Here is a 17836-nt window from a genome sequence, read left to right on the forward strand (position 1 = left end):
TCTCCAGCAAAGAGTTCAGGACGCAGCTGCCCGCCACGACCAGGCCCGGCCTGTGTCATGTGAAGGCGTTGCGGATACGGGTGATGCGGAGTGCAGTAGAGCGAGGCCGCGATGAGGAGGGCCCGGAAGGCCGCGCGGTGTCGCAAGCGTCACAAGCTGTCGTCTTTTGGTCAACGACGAGAACGCGAAGCTGTGACCGGGTGCAAGCACTGGTGATGTGTCAGATCACGCGGTCCGTGGCTGACATGCGTACGTGCTAAGCACCCTTGCAGGTGTGAAGTGCATGCTGGACCGCGCATCCTCCGCGGCCCGGTTCCGCACCGATTGGCTCTACAAGGAAGCCTCTTGCCCAGCATCCGGCGCCAGGCAGGCGGCCCTGCTTTGCTCGCTCGAGTCCGCAATGACCGCCTCGCTGAAACCACTTCGGCTCAAGTACAGGCGATTCCACCGATCCAGTGCATCGCCGTCACGCGCCCAACAGGCGTAGCGTGTAATGGTCTCCAGATTGTCGATGGTCGGGTAGCGCTGTGCGATTTCGTCCAGCCCCTGGCGCATCAGCGGCCAATCGGGTGTCGCCGCGCGGAAGTGATCGGCCGAATACGCGGTGGCTGACCAGTACAGCCGTGCGTAGCGCATGGCCCGCTTTTTCTTCGGGATACTGGCCATCGAGCGCCGTGCGAAGGCTTCCATCTTCCGTGCGCTGCCGCCCCAGGCCGGCGTGAAGTGCTGCAGGGCAATGAAGTGCAGCGGCTCGTAGTCGGGGAAGGCCTTCGCTGCACGGTCGACGAGCGTCAGTAGTTCTTCGTCATCCGCGCCCTCGCGCAGCGCGATCAGCACGCTCATCTCGTGCCAGAACGGGTCGCCGCCGGCAACGCCCTCATGCGATTGCAGGTAGGCCTGCGAAGCCGCGTTGTACTCATGGAACTGAGCCCAGTCTTCGGCATTGACGGTGTTGGCGTAACCATTTCCGCGGTAGCTCCAGGCCAGGTTGAGCGGAATCCGTGCAGTCATCAGGTGGGCTGCCGGCGACTTTGGCGCATGCTGAACCCAGCGCGCCGCCCAGGCCGACCAGCGGTTCCAGGCCTCCACCTCCTGCCGCGCCGTGCCGATTGCACGCGACATGCAGAGGTAGAAACGGCCCAGCCGGGATTCGCCGGCGGCGTTGAGCTCGCCCGTGCGGAGGCGCGCGGCCATCGCGTCCAGTGCCGGAAAGTCGTCGTTGGACATCAACTGCGCGATTTCGCTGCAGTCATCCGTGACGTCGGGGTCCCGGGCCGCCACGGCTGAAGGGGCGAACAGACTGGCCACGCTCAAGAGCGTGCCGACGAAGAGCGTCCTGCGCATCGGGGGGGCATCCTTGCATTGATGGGAGCCTGCGGAGGACCGCAGTGCCGCGAAGCATACCAAGGTGCGCTTTGCGCCATGCTGCGTCGCAAGGTGCCAGCCACCATTCGCACTGGTACGGTCCGACCCGTTGCACCACCACCGACGGGGAGAGACGACGATGCGCAAGCTTTTGCTGCTGTTGATCCTGCTGACCGGCCTGGCGCCCACCGCCTGGGCCGCCACGGTCAAGACCACCCATCGCACCATTCCCAGCTGGGATGGCACGCCTCTCGGGGCCTTCGTCATCGAGCCGCAGGATGCCGGCAGCGGGCGCTATCCGCTGCTGGTCATGCCCAGCAGCTGGGCGGTGCCCAGCGTGGAGTACGTGGGCGTGGCACAGTCGCTGGCGCAGCGCGGCTATGTGGTCATCAGCTACAGCTCGCGCGGCTTCTGGGAGTCGGGTGGCAGCATCGACATCGCCGGGCCCGCCACGGTCGAGGATGTCAGCGCGCTGATCGACTGGGCGCTGGACAACACCCGCGCCGATCCGGCCAGGATCGGGGTCTCGGGCATCTCCTATGGCGCCGGCACCAGCCTGCTGGCGGCGGCGCGCGATCCCCGCATCAAGGCCGTTGCCGCACTCAGTGGCTGGGCCGACCTGCAGGCGTCGCTGTACAGCCATGACACACCCAGCGCCCAGGGCATCGCCCTGCTGGTGGCGGCGGGCCTGGCCACCGGCCGCCCCGGCGCGGAGCTGGCCACCATCAACCGCAATGTGCTGGTCGGCAATTACCAGGGGGCGGTGGACTCGCTGCTGCCGGTGGCCGCACAGCGCAGCCCGGCCAGCGGCCTTGAAGAGATCAACGCCAACCAGCCGGCGGTATTCCTCGCCAATGCCTTCAATGACAGCCTGTTCCCGCCGGGCCAGCTGGTCGATTTCTTCAACCGCCTGAAGGGGCCCAAGCAGCTGCAGTTGCGCCACGGCGACCATGCCCTCAACGAGGCCTTCGGTGCGTTCGGCATTCCCAATGAGGTCTATGCCGCCGTGGGCGACTGGTTCGACCACTACCTGAAGGGCGTGGACAATGGCATCGATCGCCAGGCAGCGGTGCAGCTGAAGTCGCAGAAGGGCAGCTGGAGCCGCTATCCGGACTGGCAGGCCACCAATGCGGGCGCCGTCAGCTACGGCCTGACCGCACCCTCCGGTTTGCTGCTGCCCACTGGCGGCCTGGCAGAGAACGGTGGCGCTACCGGCTGGAGCTACCGCATCGGCAGCGGGCTGCTGACGGCTGCCAATTCCGGCGTGGTGATGGCCTCCGGTGCACTGCAGATGATCAACCTGCCGCCCGGCGCCTATGTACCGTTCGTCGGCCGCAACGCCGCCGGCGTCTGGCAGGGCCCGATCTACTGGAGCGCACGTCGCCTGGATGGCGCACCGGAAGTGCGGGTGACGGTGACGCCCAGCCGCGCCAATACCACGCTGTATGCCTACCTGTATGCCGAAGACGTGCTGGGCAACGGCCAGCTGGTCAGCCACAAGCCCTACACCCTGCGCGGGGCCGTGCCCGGCCAGCCGAAAACAATCGATCTCCGCCTGGAAGCCAGCAGCTGGAACCTCCCGGCCGGCAGCCGCCTGACCCTGGTGGTCGATACCGTGGACCTGCGCTATGCAGGCATCAGCCAGCTGGGCGGTGCGGTGACCTTCAGCTCACCGGCCAACGCGCCTTCGGTGCTGAAGGTGCCCCTGCATTGACGTGGCGCCGCGCCCGTTGCGGCGGGCGCGGCACGACAGACCTGAAAGTTGCCAGACTGGAGCGCAATCCAGTCGAGAGGTGAATCGATGGCGCTCGCATCGTTGCTGGTCGGCGCGGTACTGGCAGCAGGCACCCAAGGCTGTGCCACAGATTGGCCGAGCACGCTGTTGATGGATCTGGAGGCTGCTGACGCGGCCCTGCGCGGCAGCCATCCCGGGGTGGTTGACCCGCACAATCCCGGCTTCGTCTCCCAGATGGACGGCGCCCTGTCACTTGCACGGTCGCGCGCGCGCCAGGTCGACAGTTTCGCCGGCTACTGGTGGGCGATGAAGGGCTATGCGGCCACGTTCAACGATGGCCACGTGAGTCTCAATCCATTGGCGGGCGCCCCCATGCTGCCGGCCCGATGGCCCGGGTTCCTGACGGGCTTCGAAGGTGACGCGCAGGTGGTGATGGTCGTGGATGGACGCCCCGGTCGGCCGCCCATGGGCGCGCGATTGCTGTCCTGTGATGGCGTCGATGCACAGGCACTGGCTGAGTGGCGCGTGGGCGACTTCAGCGGGCGCTGGAACCTGCAGGCGAGCCGTATCCACGCTGGCGGCGAGGTGCTGCTTGAACAGGGCAACCCGTTCGTGCCGACGTTGCACAGCTGCGTCTTCTGGGTGGATGGGCGCCAGAGCGCCTACACGCTGCAATGGCTTCCGATTGATACGGCAACACGCGAAGCGCGACTGGCCGATACCCGTCGCAGCTTCCGCCCAGCCAATGGCTGGCACACATTGGCCGGTGGCGGCTACTGGATCACCACCAGCAGCTTCAATGCCGATCCAGCCACGCGCAATGCCCAGCAGCTGACCGAGCTTTTGCAGCAACTCATCACCCCGGTGGCCGACGCACTGCAGCAGGCACCGCGGGTGGTGCTGGACGTGCGCGGCAATACCGGAGGTGCGTCGCACTGGAGCATCGCGCTGGCCCGTTTGATCTGGGGGCCTGCAGCGGTGGATGCATTGCGTGACGAGAGTTGGGCGGAATGGCGGACGTCGGAGGCCAACATCGCGCAGCTGCGCGGCTTCCTGCAGAAGCTGAAGGCAGCACACGACGCGTCGCCCGAACTGCTGCACATGCTGGAAACGGTCACCGCAGGGATGGCCCGTGCCGGTGCGAACGGTGAGGCGCTGTGGCGCGAACCGGCGGACGCGCCGGTTGGGCCGATGCGTCCGCCCGCTGCAGCCGTTCCGGATCGCAGCGGCAGGGTGGTGATCGTGGCGGACGCCTCCTGCGGCTCAGCCTGCCTGGATGCACTGGATCTATGGAAGCGGCTGGGCGCTCTGCAGGTGGGGGTCGAGACGTCCGCCGACAGTGTCTACATGGATATCAGGCCTCAGCCATTGCCCAGTGGGCTGAGCCGGATTTCGGTGCCCATGAAGGTCTACCGCGGTCGCGGGCGCGGTTCGAACGAGCCCTACGTGCCGGATCGCCGCTACGCGGGGGACATGCGGGACACGCAGGCGCTGGAGGCATGGATCCTGGAGGGCAGGGACTGATCGGACCTGATCGGAACCCGCCGCCCGCGCTGCGCTGATGGAGGATCATTCCCCCTGTGGCAACAGCACCCGGATCATCTCGTGCTGCCTGGACAGATTCGCCCGTTGCACGAAACCCTGGACGATCGAGGCTGCCACCTTGCGCTGGTTGTCCATGTCCAGCAACGGCGCGATGGCCTGCCCGGAACCGTCGGGGCTGTCCCGGAACGGGCAACCGACCGGGCCAGCCGTGGTGAATGTCAGGATCGCCTTGGCCACGCGCGCCGACGGCGAACGCGGCGCATCGAAGATCACCAGCGTTCGCTCGTAACTGATACCCGTCGCACGTACGGTCGAGTGCAGGGAATCCTCGATGGTCATGTGCGCGCCGAGATCCTCGGCAAGCGCATTCAAGCAGTTGGCCGCCGTCGCCTTGCGCAGCGTTGCAGGGTCGGTGCGGATGATCATCGCGCAGTCGACGCCGGAGATCGGCACCTGGGTGACATCCAGGTAGGGGTTCTGTGCCAGCGTCCCGACCAACGCCAGATCGTCGCTGTAGCCACAGGATGCGGCAGATGTCTGCAGGCGTTGCAGCAGCGTTGCGACCCGCTGCGCGACCCACTGCCGCCCCTGCCGCAGGCGATGCGTGTGGGTGGCCGACAGGGCGCCGTGATCGAATCCCGAAGATGACGCCTGCATGCGCATTTTGACCTCACGCATGCAGGCATCGACCTGCTGCATGCAGTCCCTGTCATCGGCGAACACCGGCGCCGCCGAGATGCCATCGATCACCCTGCCGAACGTCGCCAGGTCGCCCTGCTGGTCGCGGTACCAGTCGTGGATGCGCTGCACATTGCGGCGACGCTTCTCCAGCTTGTCCGCACCCGGCCAGCCGGGATAGGCGGCGATCTCGCACAGCATGGTCAGGCCTTCCCACAGGTGGTACTCCATGCTGGGCAGGGGCAGCCGCCAGCGCTCTTCCGCGCCGGCATCCTCGGCAATCACCAGATGGTTGCGGATGATGTCCGACCACACTGTCACGGCCTCCACGGTATCGCGGCGCGGCGTGGTCACATCGATCAGTTCCATCAGGATCGGCCGCGGCGTCACCGGGTCGTCGCCGACAGGCGCCTTCGGATCCTTCACCCATCGCGCGTGCCAGGTGTAGCCCATGCGGTACAGCACGAACGGCTTGATGCCGTCGTTGAGGATGATGCCGGGTGGCGGCGGAGGGGCAGGTGGCGGCTGCACGGGCAGTGGCGGCTGCGGCGGGGGCAGCACGGACGGGCTGGCCAAGGCCGTGGAGGTGCCGATGCCCTTCAGCGGTTCGCTGGTGAACAGATGCAGGCCCGCGCGGTCACGCTGGTAGACCTTCCGGAACGCCTGCGGAGTGTCACAGGTCACCAGGCACTGCTGGCCGGGCGGCACATGGATGTCCACCGGTGCAAGATCCACCACTTGGCCGGCCAGCGGATTCTGGTTGGGTGGGAAGACACTGATCTCCAATGCGATGTTGAGGCCGGCGCCGAGCATCACCTCGATCACGATGTCCTCCACGCCGCCGTGCAGGGCGTCCTGGGCCGGGATCGGAATCCAGGGATTGATCACCACCTGCGTATCCCAGTCGGACCGGCCGAAATCGAACAGCGTCGGTGGCGGCTGGGCCGGGCGTTCAAGCAGTGCGTCCAGTGCGTTGCCGCCCTTGACGTAGAAGAACATCAGCGGCTCGTCAGGCTTCAGGCTGTAGTCGCGCCGTACCTTGCTGGACAGGCTGCGCAGCTGGTCCTTGATGTCCGACAGGGCCTTGACCACGACCGAGCGGACGTCGGGATACGCCTGCGCGTTGTTGATCTGCGCGGTGAGCTGCTTGCTGATGTGGCGCCGGGCCTCGCGCTCGGGCGTGCTCTCTTTCATGGTGGGCCTCGCTGGGCTTGCAGGGGATCACATGGGTTCGCGCTGGAGGCTCAGGCGGGTGACAGCAGGGCGGCGATCTCCCGGTACCAGTCGATCTCCTGGCTACCGGGCCTGGCGCTGGCCAGGGCCTCGTCAACCTCCAGTGTTCCTTCGCCCGGAACCTCCACACGTGCCCCGAGGACATTGCGCAGATTGGCCACCGGCACCCGTCCGATGCTCGCCACCTCCCAGTCGGTCACCAGGCAGGACTGGGGGCGCGCAGGGCTGCTGGCACTGGCCTGGACGTTGTTCTCGGCCTCCTGCGCCATCCGCAGGAGCTCCTCGGCCGTGGTGCGGAAGCGAACCAGGGAGAAGCTGCCTCCCCCATCCGGAAACAGCCGGGCACGCAGATCGCATGCGGCGCGTCCCTGCCCAAGCCAGATGCCAAGCTCCTCCTCGAACTCGCGGCGCGCGGCGCGCTCCTTGCGTTCGTTGTTCAGGCGGCCGCCGCCGGGCAGGGCCCATTGCCCCGCCTGGTTCACCAGCGCCGGGGGCAGGCCATCCGACCACGCCCCGACTTCCGCCACCAGGCGTTGTGCCAGTATCAACGCAGCGGCCCAGTTCGGCGCACCCCGGGTGGGCGGCGGCAACGCGATGGAGAGCTCCCGCAAGGTTGCACGCGCAGCGCTGAACGTGGGAGGGGTTCTTGCGTCCTCGCGGAACAGGCTCTGCAGAGCGGCCAGCGTCTCCATGGCGATGTCATCGGTCTGCGGATGCGTGCGTTCGGCGCTTTCAAGCGCCCGGTCCAGTGCGTCCATGGTGCGGGGCAGCGTGCGTTCGCCGCGGTAGGCGACTGACCCTGCGGCGCGCCAGGCGCCGGAAAGCAGCTTCTTCACCAGATCCCAGTCCTGCTCTGTGCCACCGCCGGACGCGTTGCGGATGGCCAGCACAGCGGCCATCGCCTCGGCAGAAAGTACGACCACGGAATTGCTGCCCCACCAGCTGTTGAGCACCCGTTTGCGGACGACCAGATAGTGGGCTCCATCCCAGACTGCGACGTAGACCTGGTTCATGGTGCACCCCTCCGTTCAACCTGCGTGGAGGGGGCTGGGCGCATTGCCGCTGTGCCAGCGATAGTCCGGGAAAGGCATGCCATGTCTCGCTCCTGTGGGCTCGAAAGGTGGGGGCGGCGACGTTGCCATCGGGGGTGCAGGCCGTGCGTCGCCGCGAATCCACTGTAGGAGCGAGGGGCGAGGGAGGATCGGCGCCAGCCACGATGTATGCGGCGGAACCGACGGAACAGGAGCGCGGGTGCATTGATTTCCCCGCATTGGCGCAGAGCCCGTGGCCGCCCAGGGATCAGCGACTGCCGGCGCCTGCCTCCGGGTCGTGCAGCACGCGCAGCTTCTTCTTGTTGATCTTGCCGACGCTGATCACCTGGCTGTTCCTGAAGGACTACCTGCGTTGAGTGGCAGCCGCTGCAGCGTCAAGCCTGGCGGTCGAGACACCATGCTAGCCTTCCCCTTGGCAGGAGTGCCTGACAGGGGGAAGGCATGGACACACGACGCCGCGTTCCCAGCGTATTGACTGCATCCGGCATGCTCGCACTGGCACTGTTCGCCAATGCGCTCGCGCATCCGGGCGGGCTCGACAAGCAGGGGTGCCACACCAACCGGAAAACGGGTGAGTATCACTGTCATCGAGGCGCTCCAGCGGCACCTCGATACGTCGACACTCCGCGCAGCAGTTTCGCCCCCGCGCCCGCGCGCAGTTCCCGGGTGTTTGCCAACTGCGCGGAGGCCCGCGCCGCCGGGGCGGCGCCGGTACGGCGTGGTGATCCGGGCTATGGCCCGCACCTCGATCGCGACAATGATGGCGTGGGCTGCGAACCCTATCGCGGCCGCAGGTAGGGCATGGCCCGCCTGGCTTCAACTCCCGTTTCCCCGCATTCGTCGGCAATCGCCGGGGATCGGTCGCACGATCTCCCCGTATGGCAGGGCCATGCCCTAGGCTGTTGGGATTGAACTGCTGGGATGCAAGCAACCATGAACCGCTGGATTTTCCTGGCATTGGCCACGCTCCCGTTCACTGCCGGTGCCGTGGTCATCCGTGATGATGTGGACGACGCCCGGTATCAGATCGATGCATCGGCCTTCCCCGCGCTGGCCGACATGCCGGGCGAGGGGCACGGCGTCCTGATCGCGCCGCGCTGGGTGCTGACCGCCGCGCATGCCGCGCCGATGGAAGGGAGGGGCGCCACCATCACCATCAATGGGAACGGCTACGGCGTCGAGCGTGTCTTCCTGCACCCCGGCTACCGGAAGATGCCCGAGGCGCTGGGCAAGGAAGCGATGGCAACCGGGAGCGCGTCGAAAATCCACGCGTTCCTGGCAGCATCGGATGACATTGCACTGATCAAACTCGCCGCACCGGTGAGCGATGTGCCGCCGGTCGCACTCTACCGTGGCGCCGACGAGGTCACGCAGGTTGCCGCCCTGATAGGGAGAGGCGCCACCGGCAATGGTGCGACTGGCCTGGTGCCCGGCGGGCCGCATCGTACGACGCTGCGGCGGGCCTGCAACGCGATCACCGGCGGCAACACGCGCTATCTCTGGTACCGGTTTGATCCGCCTCCGCAGGGCCTTCCCCTTGAAGGCGTGCTCGGCAACGGCGACAGCGGCGGCCCGCTGGTGATCGAGAAAGATGGGGCCTGGCAGCTGGTGGGCCTCGGTTCCTGGATCACCGCCGTACCCGAGCATGCGCTGGAAGCGGGTTTCTATGGGCAGGTGGTCTACAACGTGCGTGTGTCCCGCTACATCGACTGGATCGAAAGCATCATCGAGCGTGACGCGTCACTTTAATTCTTGTTCCCGTAGCCCGGCGGTGCGGAGCAGGCGTAGCGGAAGCAAGCGCGCCTTAACGATTCATGGTCTCGAACAAGCGCACGGTGCGGATCTCAGCCGGTGCGACGGGCGCTCGTATCCTTCCTGGCATGAGTCCTCCCTTCGATCTTCCAGAGTTCATGACGGTCACCCGGCCCTCCGGCTGGGTACGGAGCGGCGAGCGCTGGGACCTGTGGTGGAACGGGCGCTCGGTGGCCAACATCGTGCCGCATGCCGAACTTGGCTTCCGGGTCTACCTGGATGCACGCAGGATGTCCCAGACCAAGGTGGTGGCCGCCACGAATGTGCGGCAGGCCAAGCGCTACGCCGAGCGCTGGTGTGCTGCGCGGCTCTGCCCACAGCTGCGGCTGCGCGAGGCAGTGGCACGCCTGGTGGACGTAGCGCCGGAAACAGGCGCTGCGCCGTCGCCCGCGCTTTCGCGGGAACAACGGCAGCAGGCCCGCCGCCTGGCCGAGGCCGGGGCGGGGGAGGTGGTACGGATCAAGCAGGCACTGGCGCCGCGACAGCCCGCGATGAAGACCCGACCGGAAGTGCAGGGGCGGGGTGGAGCCTGGTCGATACCCGGCCGGGCTCCGTCAAACCGACATTCGAACAACAATTCCTCCCCAGCCAGGGTTATGCCGAGAGTTCTTCGCGAACGATCCTCGCTCCCGCGCTGAGTGCGCGCAGCTTGCCCCTGGCCACGTCGCGCGCCAGTGGCGCCATGCCACAGTTGGTGCTCGGGTAGAGCTTGTCGGCGTCCACGAACTGCAGCGCCCTGCGCAGGGTGTTGGCCACGTCCTCCGGGGTTTCCACCGTGGTGGAGGCCACGTCGATGGCACCGACCATCACCTTCTTGCCGCGCACCAGCTCGATCAGGTCGATCGGCACATGGGAGTTGTGGCATTCCAGCGAGATGATGTCGAGGCTGGAGGTCTGCAGCTTCGGGAACGACTCCTCGTACTGGCGCCATTCCGAACCCAGCGTCTGCTTCCAGTCGGTGTTGGCCTTGATGCCGTAGCCGTAGCAGATGTGCACCGCCGTCTCGCACTTCAGCCCTTCGATCGCACGCTCCAGGGCGGCCACGCCCCAGTCGTTCACCTCGTCGAAGAACACATTGAAGGCCGGCTCATCGAACTGGATGATGTCAACGCCGGCGGCCTCCAGTTCCTTCGCTTCCTCATTGAGGATCTTCGCGAACTCCCAGGCCAGCTTTTCGCGGCTCCTGTAGTGCGCGTCGTACAGCGTGTCGATCATCGTCATCGGGCCCGGCAGCGCCCACTTGATCGGCTGCGTGGTCTGGCGGCGCAGGAACTTCGCATCCTCCACGAACACCGGCTTCGGGCGGCTCACCGCGCCAACCACGGTCGGCACGCTGGCGTCGTAGCGGTTGCGGATGCGCACGGTTTCGCGCTTCTCGAAGTCGACGCCGCTGAGATGCTCGATGAAGGTGGTGACGAAATGCTGCCGGGTCTGCTCGCCGTCGCTGACGATATCAATGCCGGCGTGCTGCTGTTCCTGCAGGGACAGGCGAAGGGCGTCCTGCTTGCCTTCAAGCAGCGCTTCGTCCTGCAGCTTCCAGGGTGACCAGAGTGTTTCGGGCTCTGCCAGCCAGGAGGGTTTGGGCAGGCTGCCTGCGGTGGAGGTGGGGAGCAGCGTCTTCGTCGGCATTGTGTCGTGTGTCCTGGGGCGGTTGGTAAATCGATGGATCAGCGGGCGGCCCACTGCTCAAGCACGGCGCGGTACGGCTTGATGAAGTGCTCTTCGGTGAACCTGCCCTGCTTGACCGCCAGCTGGCTGCGCTCTTCGCGGTCGTAGACGATGCGGGTGGAGGAGTAGTCCTGGTGCTTCAGGCTGGGCTGGTAGACCTTGCCGGCCACGGAATTGGCGTTGTAGATCTCCGGGCGGTAGATCTTCTGGAAGGCTTCCATGGTGCTGATGGTGCCGATCAGTTCCAGGTTCGAGTAATCGCCCAGCAGGTCGCCCTGGAAGTAGAACGCCAGCGGCGCGACGCTGCCCGGTGGCATGAAATAGCGCACCTGCAGGCCCATCTTGTCGAAGTACTGGTCGGTGGGGGAGAACTCACCCTGGCGGTATTCCACGCCCAGGATCGGGTGATGGTTCTCGGTGCGGTGGTAGGTCCTGCTGCTGGAAACACTGATGCAGATCACCGGCCCCTTGCTGAAGTTGGCGCGGTAGGCGTCCGAGCGCAGGAAGTGCTGGAACAGCTTGCCGTGCAGGTCGCCAAAGCCCTCCGGAATGCCGAAGGTGTCCTTGCCCTCGTTGCTGGCCGGCAGCACGACGCTGAAGTCGTAGTCGCGCACGTAGGACGAGAAGTTGTTGCCAACGATGCCCTCGCTACGCACGCCGGTCTGCGTATCGACGATGGTCGGCCGCAGCACTTCGATCAACGGGAACGGATCGCTGCCGTCGGCGCCGTCGATGTGCATCTCCACGGTGATGATGTCCAGCTCGACCGCATAGCGGTCCGCATTCGGGTTGTCCCAATGTGCCAGGTCGTTGAAGCGGTTGTTGATCATGCTGATCGTGTTGCGCAGGTTCTCCCGCCGCGACGCGCCGCGGGCCAGGTTGGCGAAGTTGGTGGTGATGCGCGTGCCCTCGGCCGGCTGGTAATCCTCGTTGAAGGGGATGTGCGTGATGCTGAAGGTGAAGGTATCGGTCGTCATGGCGGCGTTCCGGGTTGCGGGGTGACATCCAGATGCAGGTCGGCGGCGTCTGGCATTCAAAGCGTTGCGGTGGCCTCTGCGGTAGCGGGAGGCGCGGCGCGATGGGACAGCGCCAGCAGGGGCATCGCCCGCTGCACGGCCAGTCGCGCACGCTGGATCAGTGCGTCGTTGTGCACGCGGCCCTCGGCGAAATCGCGGTCGGTGGCGTAGACGCCCAGGGGCAGGGTGCGGGCCTGGAAGAAGCTGAAGAGCGGGCGCAGCTGGTGGTCGATCACGAGGGCGTGGCGCTCGCTGCCGCCGGTGGCGGCCAGCAGGATCGGGGTGTCGACCAGCGCATCCTGGTCGATGAAGTCGAAGAAGTGCTTGAACAGGCCGGTGTAGGAGCCGCGGTAGACCGGCGTGGCCACCACCAGGACGTCGGCCTGTTCAACCGCAACCAGCTGCCGCTCCACGGCCTCGGGCAGCTGCGAGCGCCACAGCGCACCGGCCAGCTGCGGTGCCAGCTCACCGAGTTCGATCAGCTGCTGTTCGCTGTGGATGTCCTCGCCGATCAGGTCCAGCAGATGCTCGGCCAGGGCGGCGGCCCGGGAGGGGCGTTGCAGTCCGCCGGAAACGGCGACGATACGGAGGGGGCGGGTCATCTGTTCGCTATCAGCGGGGGAGGGGAGCGCCTTCGGGCATCTGCAGGTGCGCAGCCCTGCAGGCCGGCTGGGTCAGCAGGCTGGCAGGCAACCGAAGGCATGACCCGATCCTAGCCATGCCCTTCCATGACGTAAAATGGTATTACTTCACCAATCCATGAATGAGATTCATCGTCATGTTGGAACGGATCCACCTCAGCATCGTGCAGCAGGTCGAACAGCAGGGCTCGCTCACCGCGGCCGCCGGCGTGCTCAACCTGACCCAGTCGGCGCTCAGCCACAGCATGAAAAAGCTGGAGCAGCAGCTGGGCACCGATGTCTGGCTGCGCGAGGGCCGCAGCCTGCGCCTGACCCAGGCCGGGCAGTACCTGCTGGCGGTCGCCAACCGGGTACTGCCGCAGCTGGACCTGGCCGAGGAGCGGTTGGGCCAGTTCGCGCAGGGCGAGCGCGGCGCGCTGCGCATCGGCATGGAATGCCATCCGTGCTACCAGTGGCTGCTGAAGATCGTCTCTCCCTACCTGGCGGCGTGGCCGGACGTGGATGTGGACGTCAAGCAGAAGTTCCAGTTCGGTGGCATCGGCGCATTGTTCGGTTACGAGATCGACCTGCTGGTCACGCCCGATCCACTGCTGAAGCCGGGCCTGAAGTTCATCCCCGTGTTCGATTACGAGCAGGTGCTGGTAGTGGCCAGCAACCACGCCCTGGCCAAGGTGGACCACGTAAAGCCGCGCCAGCTCGGCCAGGAAGTGCTGATCAGCTACCCGGTGCCGTTCGAGCGCCTGGACATCTACAACCAGTTCCTGCTGCCGGCCGGCATCACCCCGCGGCGCCACAAGGCCATCGAAACCACCGACATCATGATGCAGATGGTGGCCAGCGGCCGCGGCGTGGCTGCCATGCCGCGCTGGCTGGTGGAGGAGTACGCCACGCGCATGGACGTGGTGCCCGTACGGCTGGGCGCCAAGGGCATCCCCAAGCAGATCTACCTGGGTGCGCGCGAGGCCGATACCGGTATCGACTACCTGCAGGCCTTCATCGAACTGGCCCGCAACAGCTCGCCGCTTGCCGGCAATGCACGCGAGGCGCGCTGATGCCGGCCGGTACCTCAGCGCACGCGGAATCCTTCATCAACGCCTTTTCACTGGAAGTCAGCGCGAAGGCCATGCCTGCGCTGCGCGCCGAGGCGGATCGGATCCCGCGCGGTACGGTCATCTCCATTCCCTGGCTGGCCAGCGAGGATGACGACGCCCGCCTGGCCGCCGCACGCACGGTGCGCGCGCTCGGCTTCGAACCGATGCCGCATCTCTCTGCCCGGCGCATCGGGTCGCACGTGGCACTTGAACGCTTCCTGGAGCGCGCGGCCGGCGACGCCGGGGTCGCGCGTTGCCTGCTGATCGCGGGCGACCTGGCCACGCCCGCCGGACCGTTTGCCGATAGCGCTTCGATCATCCAGACCGGTGTTCTGGAGCACTCCGGGATCAAGGTCGTTGGTATCGGCGGACACCCGGAAGGGCATCCGGTAATGAGCAGTGACGAACGCTGGCAGGCGCTTGAGCGTAAATGCCAGAGCATCGAAGCGCGCGGCATGGCCCCCTTGATCGTCACCCAGTTCGCCTTCGATGCCGATGCCGTGCTGGCCTGGCTGGATGCACTGCGCGCGCGTGGCATCAGCGTCCCGGTGCTGGTCGGCGTGCCGGGCCCGGCCAGCGTCTCTCGCCTGCTGCGCTACGCCGCGATGTGCGGCGTGGGCGCCAGTGCATCGATGCTGGCCCGGTATGGCATCTCGATCGGCCGGCTGCTCGGCACGGCAGGGCCGGAGGTGTTCGTCGATTGCCTGGTGAAGGGGCTGACCCGCGCCCATGGCCAGGTCAGCCCGCATTTCTTCCCGTTCGGCGGTATTGCGCCGTCGCTGGAGTGGGTGGCGCAGTACCGGCGGCGCATTTCCATCAGCCAGCGCCGATGATCTGCGTCATGGCACGGATCGCGTTGTCCGGGTGCCGGGTTGATCCAGCGAAGGCGTCGGCCTGGAAAGCCTCCCATTGCAGCCACGCATGCCCAGGTCGAGGCGCTCTGCAATGCCCTGCGGGTTGATATCTCCGGCGCGATTGATTAGCACGACGAGCGTTCTTCGATCGGTGGGACGGTGCCGGAGATACCCGGTAAAGCCTGCGGTCCCGCCGCCATGGCCGACTACCTTTCCGCCATCGGAAACTTCCCAGCCGGCCCCCCAGCCCGCCTTGCTGCCATTGGCGAGGAGTGTGTCGCACCACATCCGCTTCAGGGCCGACTCGGGCAACAGTCGATGCTGGTCCAGCGCCACAGCAAAGCGCGCCATGTCGTCGATGCTGGCGAGCAGGCCGCCGGCGGCCCATGCCGAGCCCGGAGCAGTGGGGGGCGGTGCGCGCCAGTGGCCATCCTGGAACAGATGCCCCTGGGCAACACGGCGCCGATCGTCGGCACGACGCGGTCCCGCATCGCGCATGCCCAGCGGCGACAGTATCTCCTCCTGCAGAACCCGCCAGTAGTCCATGCCGGTTGCATGCTCGATGGCCAGGCCGAGCAGGATGTAGTTCGTATTGGAATAGGCGTGCCGCGCACCGGGCGCAAACGCCAGCGGCCGCTCGGCCACCTCTGCGAGCAATTCACGGGGGGCTGGATTCGTCGGCATCAACCGCAGGAAGTTGTCTTCATTCAGATAGTTGGGAATGCCTGAGGTATGGCTCAGCAGCTGCAGCAGCGAAGTGGATGCCCATACGGAAGGCAACCCTTCCACGTACTGGCCGATGGGCGCGGTGACGTCGAGCAGATGCCGCTGCTGGAGCCGGAATATCAGCAGGGCCGTGAACAGCTTGGTGATCGACCCCAGTTCGAACACGGTATGGCGATCAATCGGTGCAGGCCGGGTGTCATTGAGCCTCCCGGTCGTGGACAGCGCGGCAATGCGCCCGTGATCGACCAGAACGGCCGCCATGCCAGGCTGCCGTTCGGCCTGCAGCAATGCGGTCAGCGAACCGCATCCCGCCAACGTCGCCCGGCTCGCCAGCGCCGATGGTGCTGACAGGCCGCAGCCGGTAGCCAGCAGCGCCGCACACAGGCGGCGTCGAACAGGGTCGTGGTACATGCACGTGGCTCGCAGCGGCGTCGTGGTGATGGTAGCGCGGACCGAGGGCCGGCCCGCTCAGGGTGAACCGGGTGAATCCACCCCGACAGCTGCCGGGGACGCGCAGCATGCCGGCGGGTCATCCGCGATGGCTGACAGCTGTCACTGGCTGCAACCCGGGCGGAAGCGAATAGTGAGCGCCAAGGCGAGGACACCTCGCCACCACTCAGCCACCACTCACCAGGGGGACCGCTCATGAACATGCTCCAGCAACTCGCCTCGCAGACGCCGATCTGGGTCTGGCTGCTCCTGGCCTTCCTGGTCACCCGTGGCATTGCCGCCATGAAGCCGGCCCAGACCTCGCTGCAGAAGCTGGCGATCGTGCCCGGCCTGTTTGCCGTCTGGGGTGCGTGGTCGATCAGCCATCGTTTCGGCGCGTCGCTGATCGCCTGGAGCGAGTGGCTGGCCGGCATCGCCACGGGGGCCGCGCTTGCCTGGCTGCTGTTGAGTCGATTGAAGCTGACGCTGGACCGCAGCACCGGCAAGCTCTGGCGCAGCGCGGACTTCAGCCTGCTGCCGCTGCTGCTGGTCACCTTCCTGGTGAAGTACGGCTTCGAGGTCGCATTTGCGGTGTCGCCGACGCTGACCGCCAGTGCCGGCTTCAGCGCCGCCTACCTGCTGCTGACCGGCGGGTTCACTGGCGTCTTCGTGGGCAAGTACTGTCGCTACCTGGCCTCGCTGCGGATGGATGCGGCGGGGAAGGGACTGGAAACCGCAGGTTGATTGACCTGGTAGTGCCGGTCGCTGGAGGCTCCGCAGGTCATCGGCAATCGAGTTTGGCGTTACCATCGGAGCGGCTGCACCTCCCGTGAGAGCCCGGGATGGATGGAACCATCTGAGCAGGAATCGATAGTGGAAGCGATACATCCGGTCGGCGTTGCAGGGGGAATGCGGATCATCTGGTTTGCCTGGGTATCAGGTGACCATGATCGGGTGATGTCCAGCAATGGAAGGCCTGTCTGCGATAGCAGCAAGGAAGGGCTGGAGGGTCAGGTTGCCACGCGCGGCCGAGTCCTGGACTGGGAAGGAGAGTCCGTCATTGACCTCGACTGGCTGATCTCGTCTGTAGATTCAGGGCGGGAGGTCGACCCCGGCGAGGTCGTGGATGCATGGAATTTCATGACGGACCTCTCCAGGGTGATCGACAACGCCCCCAATCAGCTGTTTCATGCCGAGTTGATGGAGACCTATGACATCTTCTTTTCGCAGTGCGAGGTCGCTCAATCGCTTGGTCTGAGATCGATTTCCATTGCAAGGCGCGATCTGGATCGAGCCCTTGTTGTCCTGCGCGACGGAAGGCGAATGGTGCAGGGCATCCAGTTGAACATTGAAAGTCCTATGCCGTCGCCAACCGTCGGGCGCACGCATGAGATCCATTGATCTGTGGACAATGAAACGGAACGCCAGGAAGGCTGGGTTGCGGGTGGTTGGCAACTTTCTGATTGTTTCGTACACGCGCGATGTGATCTCCGGGTTTGCCATGGACCCAGCGCCGTCCTCCATCTATGTATGGACCTTCGCACTTCCGGTCTATGACGGCCTGCCACACCTGCATATGTCTCTCGGCCAGAGGGTCGCTTGCCCGGAAGATCCAAAGGACTTTTTCCGCGGCACGCACGAGGCTCACCTCGCAATGCTCGAAGGGGTGAGAACAGCTGCGGACCTTCTGATGTATGTTGAAGAGGCCGGTTTCGAGGGCGATTACTGCCAATGGGTGAAGTACCTGTCCACCATTCGCCTGGGCGATTTCCCGGCCGCAGACGCTGCACTGAAGAATCTGCTCGCACTGCCGGTGTCCAGCGCGATCCGCGGAAGACTGGACAGGATGCTGGAGGCAATCGGGCGAGGTGGCGAATCAGGCGCGCGGCAGCTTCTGCAGGAATGGTCGATGCAGACGGCCCGATTGATGGGTGGCAGCAGCACATTCGCCTGGAGTCAGGACAGCACAAGCGCGTGAACCGTGCGGTTGC

General features: G+C 66.0%; 17 protein-coding genes. 10 read left to right on the top strand and 7 right to left on the bottom strand.

Going from position 1 to position 17836, the window contains the following annotated elements:
* Positions 1-330 precede the first annotated feature (330 nt).
* Positions 331-1344 (bottom strand): DUF4034 domain-containing protein, encoded by a 1014-nt coding sequence (locus ACUVWL_RS06240; RefSeq protein ID WP_134808895.1) that lies wholly within the window; start codon positions 1342-1344, stop codon positions 331-333.
* Positions 1345-1504: 160 nt separating this feature from the next.
* Between ACUVWL_RS06240 and ACUVWL_RS06245 the strand changes: the two genes are divergently transcribed.
* The gene (locus ACUVWL_RS06245; RefSeq protein ID WP_445978933.1) at positions 1505-3079 is read left to right on the top strand and encodes a S15 peptidase family protein; all 1575 of its coding nucleotides are present in this window, start codon (positions 1505-1507) and stop codon (positions 3077-3079) included.
* Positions 3080-3166: 87 nt separating this feature from the next.
* On the top strand, positions 3167-4624 hold the full coding sequence (locus tag ACUVWL_RS06250) for a hypothetical protein (protein WP_445978934.1): 1458 nt from the start codon (positions 3167-3169) through the stop codon (positions 4622-4624).
* A 45-nt stretch (positions 4625-4669) separates the two neighbouring features.
* Here the strand turns inward: ACUVWL_RS06250 and ACUVWL_RS06255 are convergent, their stop codons facing one another.
* Both ACUVWL_RS06255 and ACUVWL_RS06260 read right to left on the bottom strand, forming a co-directional pair.
* Complete coding sequence (locus tag ACUVWL_RS06255; RefSeq protein WP_445978935.1) at positions 4670-6517, bottom strand: hypothetical protein; 1848 nt, start codon at positions 6515-6517, stop codon at positions 4670-4672.
* Between the two features lie 50 nt (positions 6518-6567).
* Complete coding sequence (locus ACUVWL_RS06260) at positions 6568-7569, bottom strand: NUDIX domain-containing protein (protein WP_069116705.1); 1002 nt, start codon at positions 7567-7569, stop codon at positions 6568-6570.
* A 480-nt stretch (positions 7570-8049) separates the two neighbouring features.
* Here ACUVWL_RS06260 and ACUVWL_RS06265 point away from each other — a divergent pair, with 480 nt between their 5' ends.
* The 3 genes from ACUVWL_RS06265 to ACUVWL_RS06275 all read left to right on the top strand — a co-directional run bounded on the left by ACUVWL_RS06265 (position 8050) and on the right by ACUVWL_RS06275 (position 10058).
* The gene (locus ACUVWL_RS06265; protein WP_329767829.1) at positions 8050-8406 is read left to right on the top strand and encodes an excalibur calcium-binding domain-containing protein; all 357 of its coding nucleotides are present in this window, start codon (positions 8050-8052) and stop codon (positions 8404-8406) included.
* Between the two features lie 135 nt (positions 8407-8541).
* Positions 8542-9357, top strand: coding sequence for a S1 family peptidase (locus tag ACUVWL_RS06270; RefSeq protein ID WP_329767828.1), 816 nt, complete (start codon positions 8542-8544; stop codon positions 9355-9357).
* Between the two features lie 65 nt (positions 9358-9422).
* Positions 9423-10058 (top strand): hypothetical protein, encoded by a 636-nt coding sequence (locus ACUVWL_RS06275; RefSeq protein WP_445978936.1) that lies wholly within the window; start codon positions 9423-9425, stop codon positions 10056-10058.
* On the opposite strand, the gene ACUVWL_RS06280 is transcribed toward ACUVWL_RS06275, so the two are convergent.
* The 3 genes from ACUVWL_RS06280 to msuE are packed head-to-tail and all read right to left on the bottom strand — an operon-like array spanning position 10015 to position 12706.
* Positions 10015-11049 carry a methionine synthase gene (locus ACUVWL_RS06280; RefSeq protein ID WP_014647229.1) on the bottom strand — a complete coding sequence of 345 codons (1035 nt, stop codon included), beginning with the start codon at positions 11047-11049 and terminating at the stop codon, positions 10015-10017. The genes ACUVWL_RS06275 and ACUVWL_RS06280 overlap by 44 nt on opposite strands.
* Before the next feature lie 38 nt (positions 11050-11087).
* Complete coding sequence (locus ACUVWL_RS06285) at positions 11088-12065, bottom strand: DUF1852 domain-containing protein (protein WP_014647228.1); 978 nt, start codon at positions 12063-12065, stop codon at positions 11088-11090.
* A 56-nt stretch (positions 12066-12121) separates the two neighbouring features.
* Positions 12122-12706 carry an FMN reductase gene (gene msuE / locus ACUVWL_RS06290; protein WP_041863466.1) on the bottom strand — a complete coding sequence of 195 codons (585 nt, stop codon included), beginning with the start codon at positions 12704-12706 and terminating at the stop codon, positions 12122-12124.
* 176 nt (positions 12707-12882) lie between these two features.
* Here msuE and ACUVWL_RS06295 point away from each other — a divergent pair, with 176 nt between their 5' ends.
* On the top strand, positions 12883-13797 hold the full coding sequence (locus ACUVWL_RS06295; RefSeq protein WP_014647226.1) for a LysR family transcriptional regulator: 915 nt from the start codon (positions 12883-12885) through the stop codon (positions 13795-13797).
* Positions 13797-14669: a methylenetetrahydrofolate reductase gene (locus tag ACUVWL_RS06300; RefSeq protein WP_445978937.1), complete on the top strand. Its 873-nt coding sequence runs from the start codon at positions 13797-13799 to the stop codon at positions 14667-14669. The genes ACUVWL_RS06295 and ACUVWL_RS06300 overlap by 1 nt, the downstream gene beginning before the upstream one ends.
* Before the next feature lie 6 nt (positions 14670-14675).
* On the opposite strand, the gene ACUVWL_RS06305 is transcribed toward ACUVWL_RS06300, so the two are convergent.
* A complete protein-coding gene (locus tag ACUVWL_RS06305; RefSeq protein WP_329890233.1) occupies positions 14676-15827 on the bottom strand; it encodes a serine hydrolase domain-containing protein in 1152 nt (383 codons plus the stop codon).
* 234 nt (positions 15828-16061) lie between these two features.
* Here ACUVWL_RS06305 and ACUVWL_RS06310 point away from each other — a divergent pair, with 234 nt between their 5' ends.
* The 3 genes from ACUVWL_RS06310 (at position 16062) to ACUVWL_RS06320 (ending at position 17823) form a co-directional block, all read left to right on the top strand.
* A complete protein-coding gene (locus ACUVWL_RS06310; RefSeq protein WP_075076936.1) occupies positions 16062-16589 on the top strand; it encodes a DUF6622 family protein in 528 nt (175 codons plus the stop codon).
* Positions 16590-16718: 129 nt separating this feature from the next.
* Entirely contained in the window at positions 16719-17246 is a 528-nt protein-coding gene (locus ACUVWL_RS06315) for a hypothetical protein (RefSeq protein WP_329767824.1), read from the top strand.
* A 10-nt stretch (positions 17247-17256) separates the two neighbouring features.
* Positions 17257-17823 carry a hypothetical protein gene (locus tag ACUVWL_RS06320; protein ID WP_032958916.1) on the top strand — a complete coding sequence of 189 codons (567 nt, stop codon included), beginning with the start codon at positions 17257-17259 and terminating at the stop codon, positions 17821-17823.
* Positions 17824-17836: the final 13 nt, after the last annotated feature.

Source organism: Stenotrophomonas muris (assembly GCF_052751275.1).

Excerpts from the sequence above, each read along its gene's own strand:
- ACUVWL_RS06240 (WP_134808895.1), bottom strand. The coding sequence starts at position 1,344 with ATGCGCAGGACGCTCTTCGTCGGCACGCTCTTGAGCGTGGCCAGTCTG.
- ACUVWL_RS06245 (WP_445978933.1), top strand. The coding sequence starts at position 1,505 with ATGCGCAAGCTTTTGCTGCTGTTGATCCTGCTGACCGGCCTGGCGCCC.
- ACUVWL_RS06250 (WP_445978934.1), top strand. The coding sequence starts at position 3,167 with ATGGCGCTCGCATCGTTGCTGGTCGGCGCGGTACTGGCAGCAGGCACC.
- ACUVWL_RS06255 (WP_445978935.1), bottom strand. The coding sequence starts at position 6,517 with ATGAAAGAGAGCACGCCCGAGCGCGAGGCCCGGCGCCACATCAGCAAG.
- ACUVWL_RS06260 (WP_069116705.1), bottom strand. The coding sequence starts at position 7,569 with ATGAACCAGGTCTACGTCGCAGTCTGGGATGGAGCCCACTATCTGGTC.
- ACUVWL_RS06265 (WP_329767829.1), top strand. The coding sequence starts at position 8,050 with ATGGACACACGACGCCGCGTTCCCAGCGTATTGACTGCATCCGGCATG.
- ACUVWL_RS06270 (WP_329767828.1), top strand. The coding sequence starts at position 8,542 with ATGAACCGCTGGATTTTCCTGGCATTGGCCACGCTCCCGTTCACTGCC.
- ACUVWL_RS06275 (WP_445978936.1), top strand. The coding sequence starts at position 9,423 with ATGGTCTCGAACAAGCGCACGGTGCGGATCTCAGCCGGTGCGACGGGC.
- ACUVWL_RS06280 (WP_014647229.1), bottom strand. The coding sequence starts at position 11,049 with ATGCCGACGAAGACGCTGCTCCCCACCTCCACCGCAGGCAGCCTGCCC.
- ACUVWL_RS06285 (WP_014647228.1), bottom strand. The coding sequence starts at position 12,065 with ATGACGACCGATACCTTCACCTTCAGCATCACGCACATCCCCTTCAAC.
- msuE (WP_041863466.1), bottom strand. The coding sequence starts at position 12,706 with ATGACCCGCCCCCTCCGTATCGTCGCCGTTTCCGGCGGACTGCAACGC.
- ACUVWL_RS06295 (WP_014647226.1), top strand. The coding sequence starts at position 12,883 with ATGTTGGAACGGATCCACCTCAGCATCGTGCAGCAGGTCGAACAGCAG.
- ACUVWL_RS06300 (WP_445978937.1), top strand. The coding sequence starts at position 13,797 with ATGCCGGCCGGTACCTCAGCGCACGCGGAATCCTTCATCAACGCCTTT.
- ACUVWL_RS06305 (WP_329890233.1), bottom strand. The coding sequence starts at position 15,827 with ATGTACCACGACCCTGTTCGACGCCGCCTGTGTGCGGCGCTGCTGGCT.
- ACUVWL_RS06310 (WP_075076936.1), top strand. The coding sequence starts at position 16,062 with ATGAACATGCTCCAGCAACTCGCCTCGCAGACGCCGATCTGGGTCTGG.
- ACUVWL_RS06320 (WP_032958916.1), top strand. The coding sequence starts at position 17,257 with ATGAAACGGAACGCCAGGAAGGCTGGGTTGCGGGTGGTTGGCAACTTT.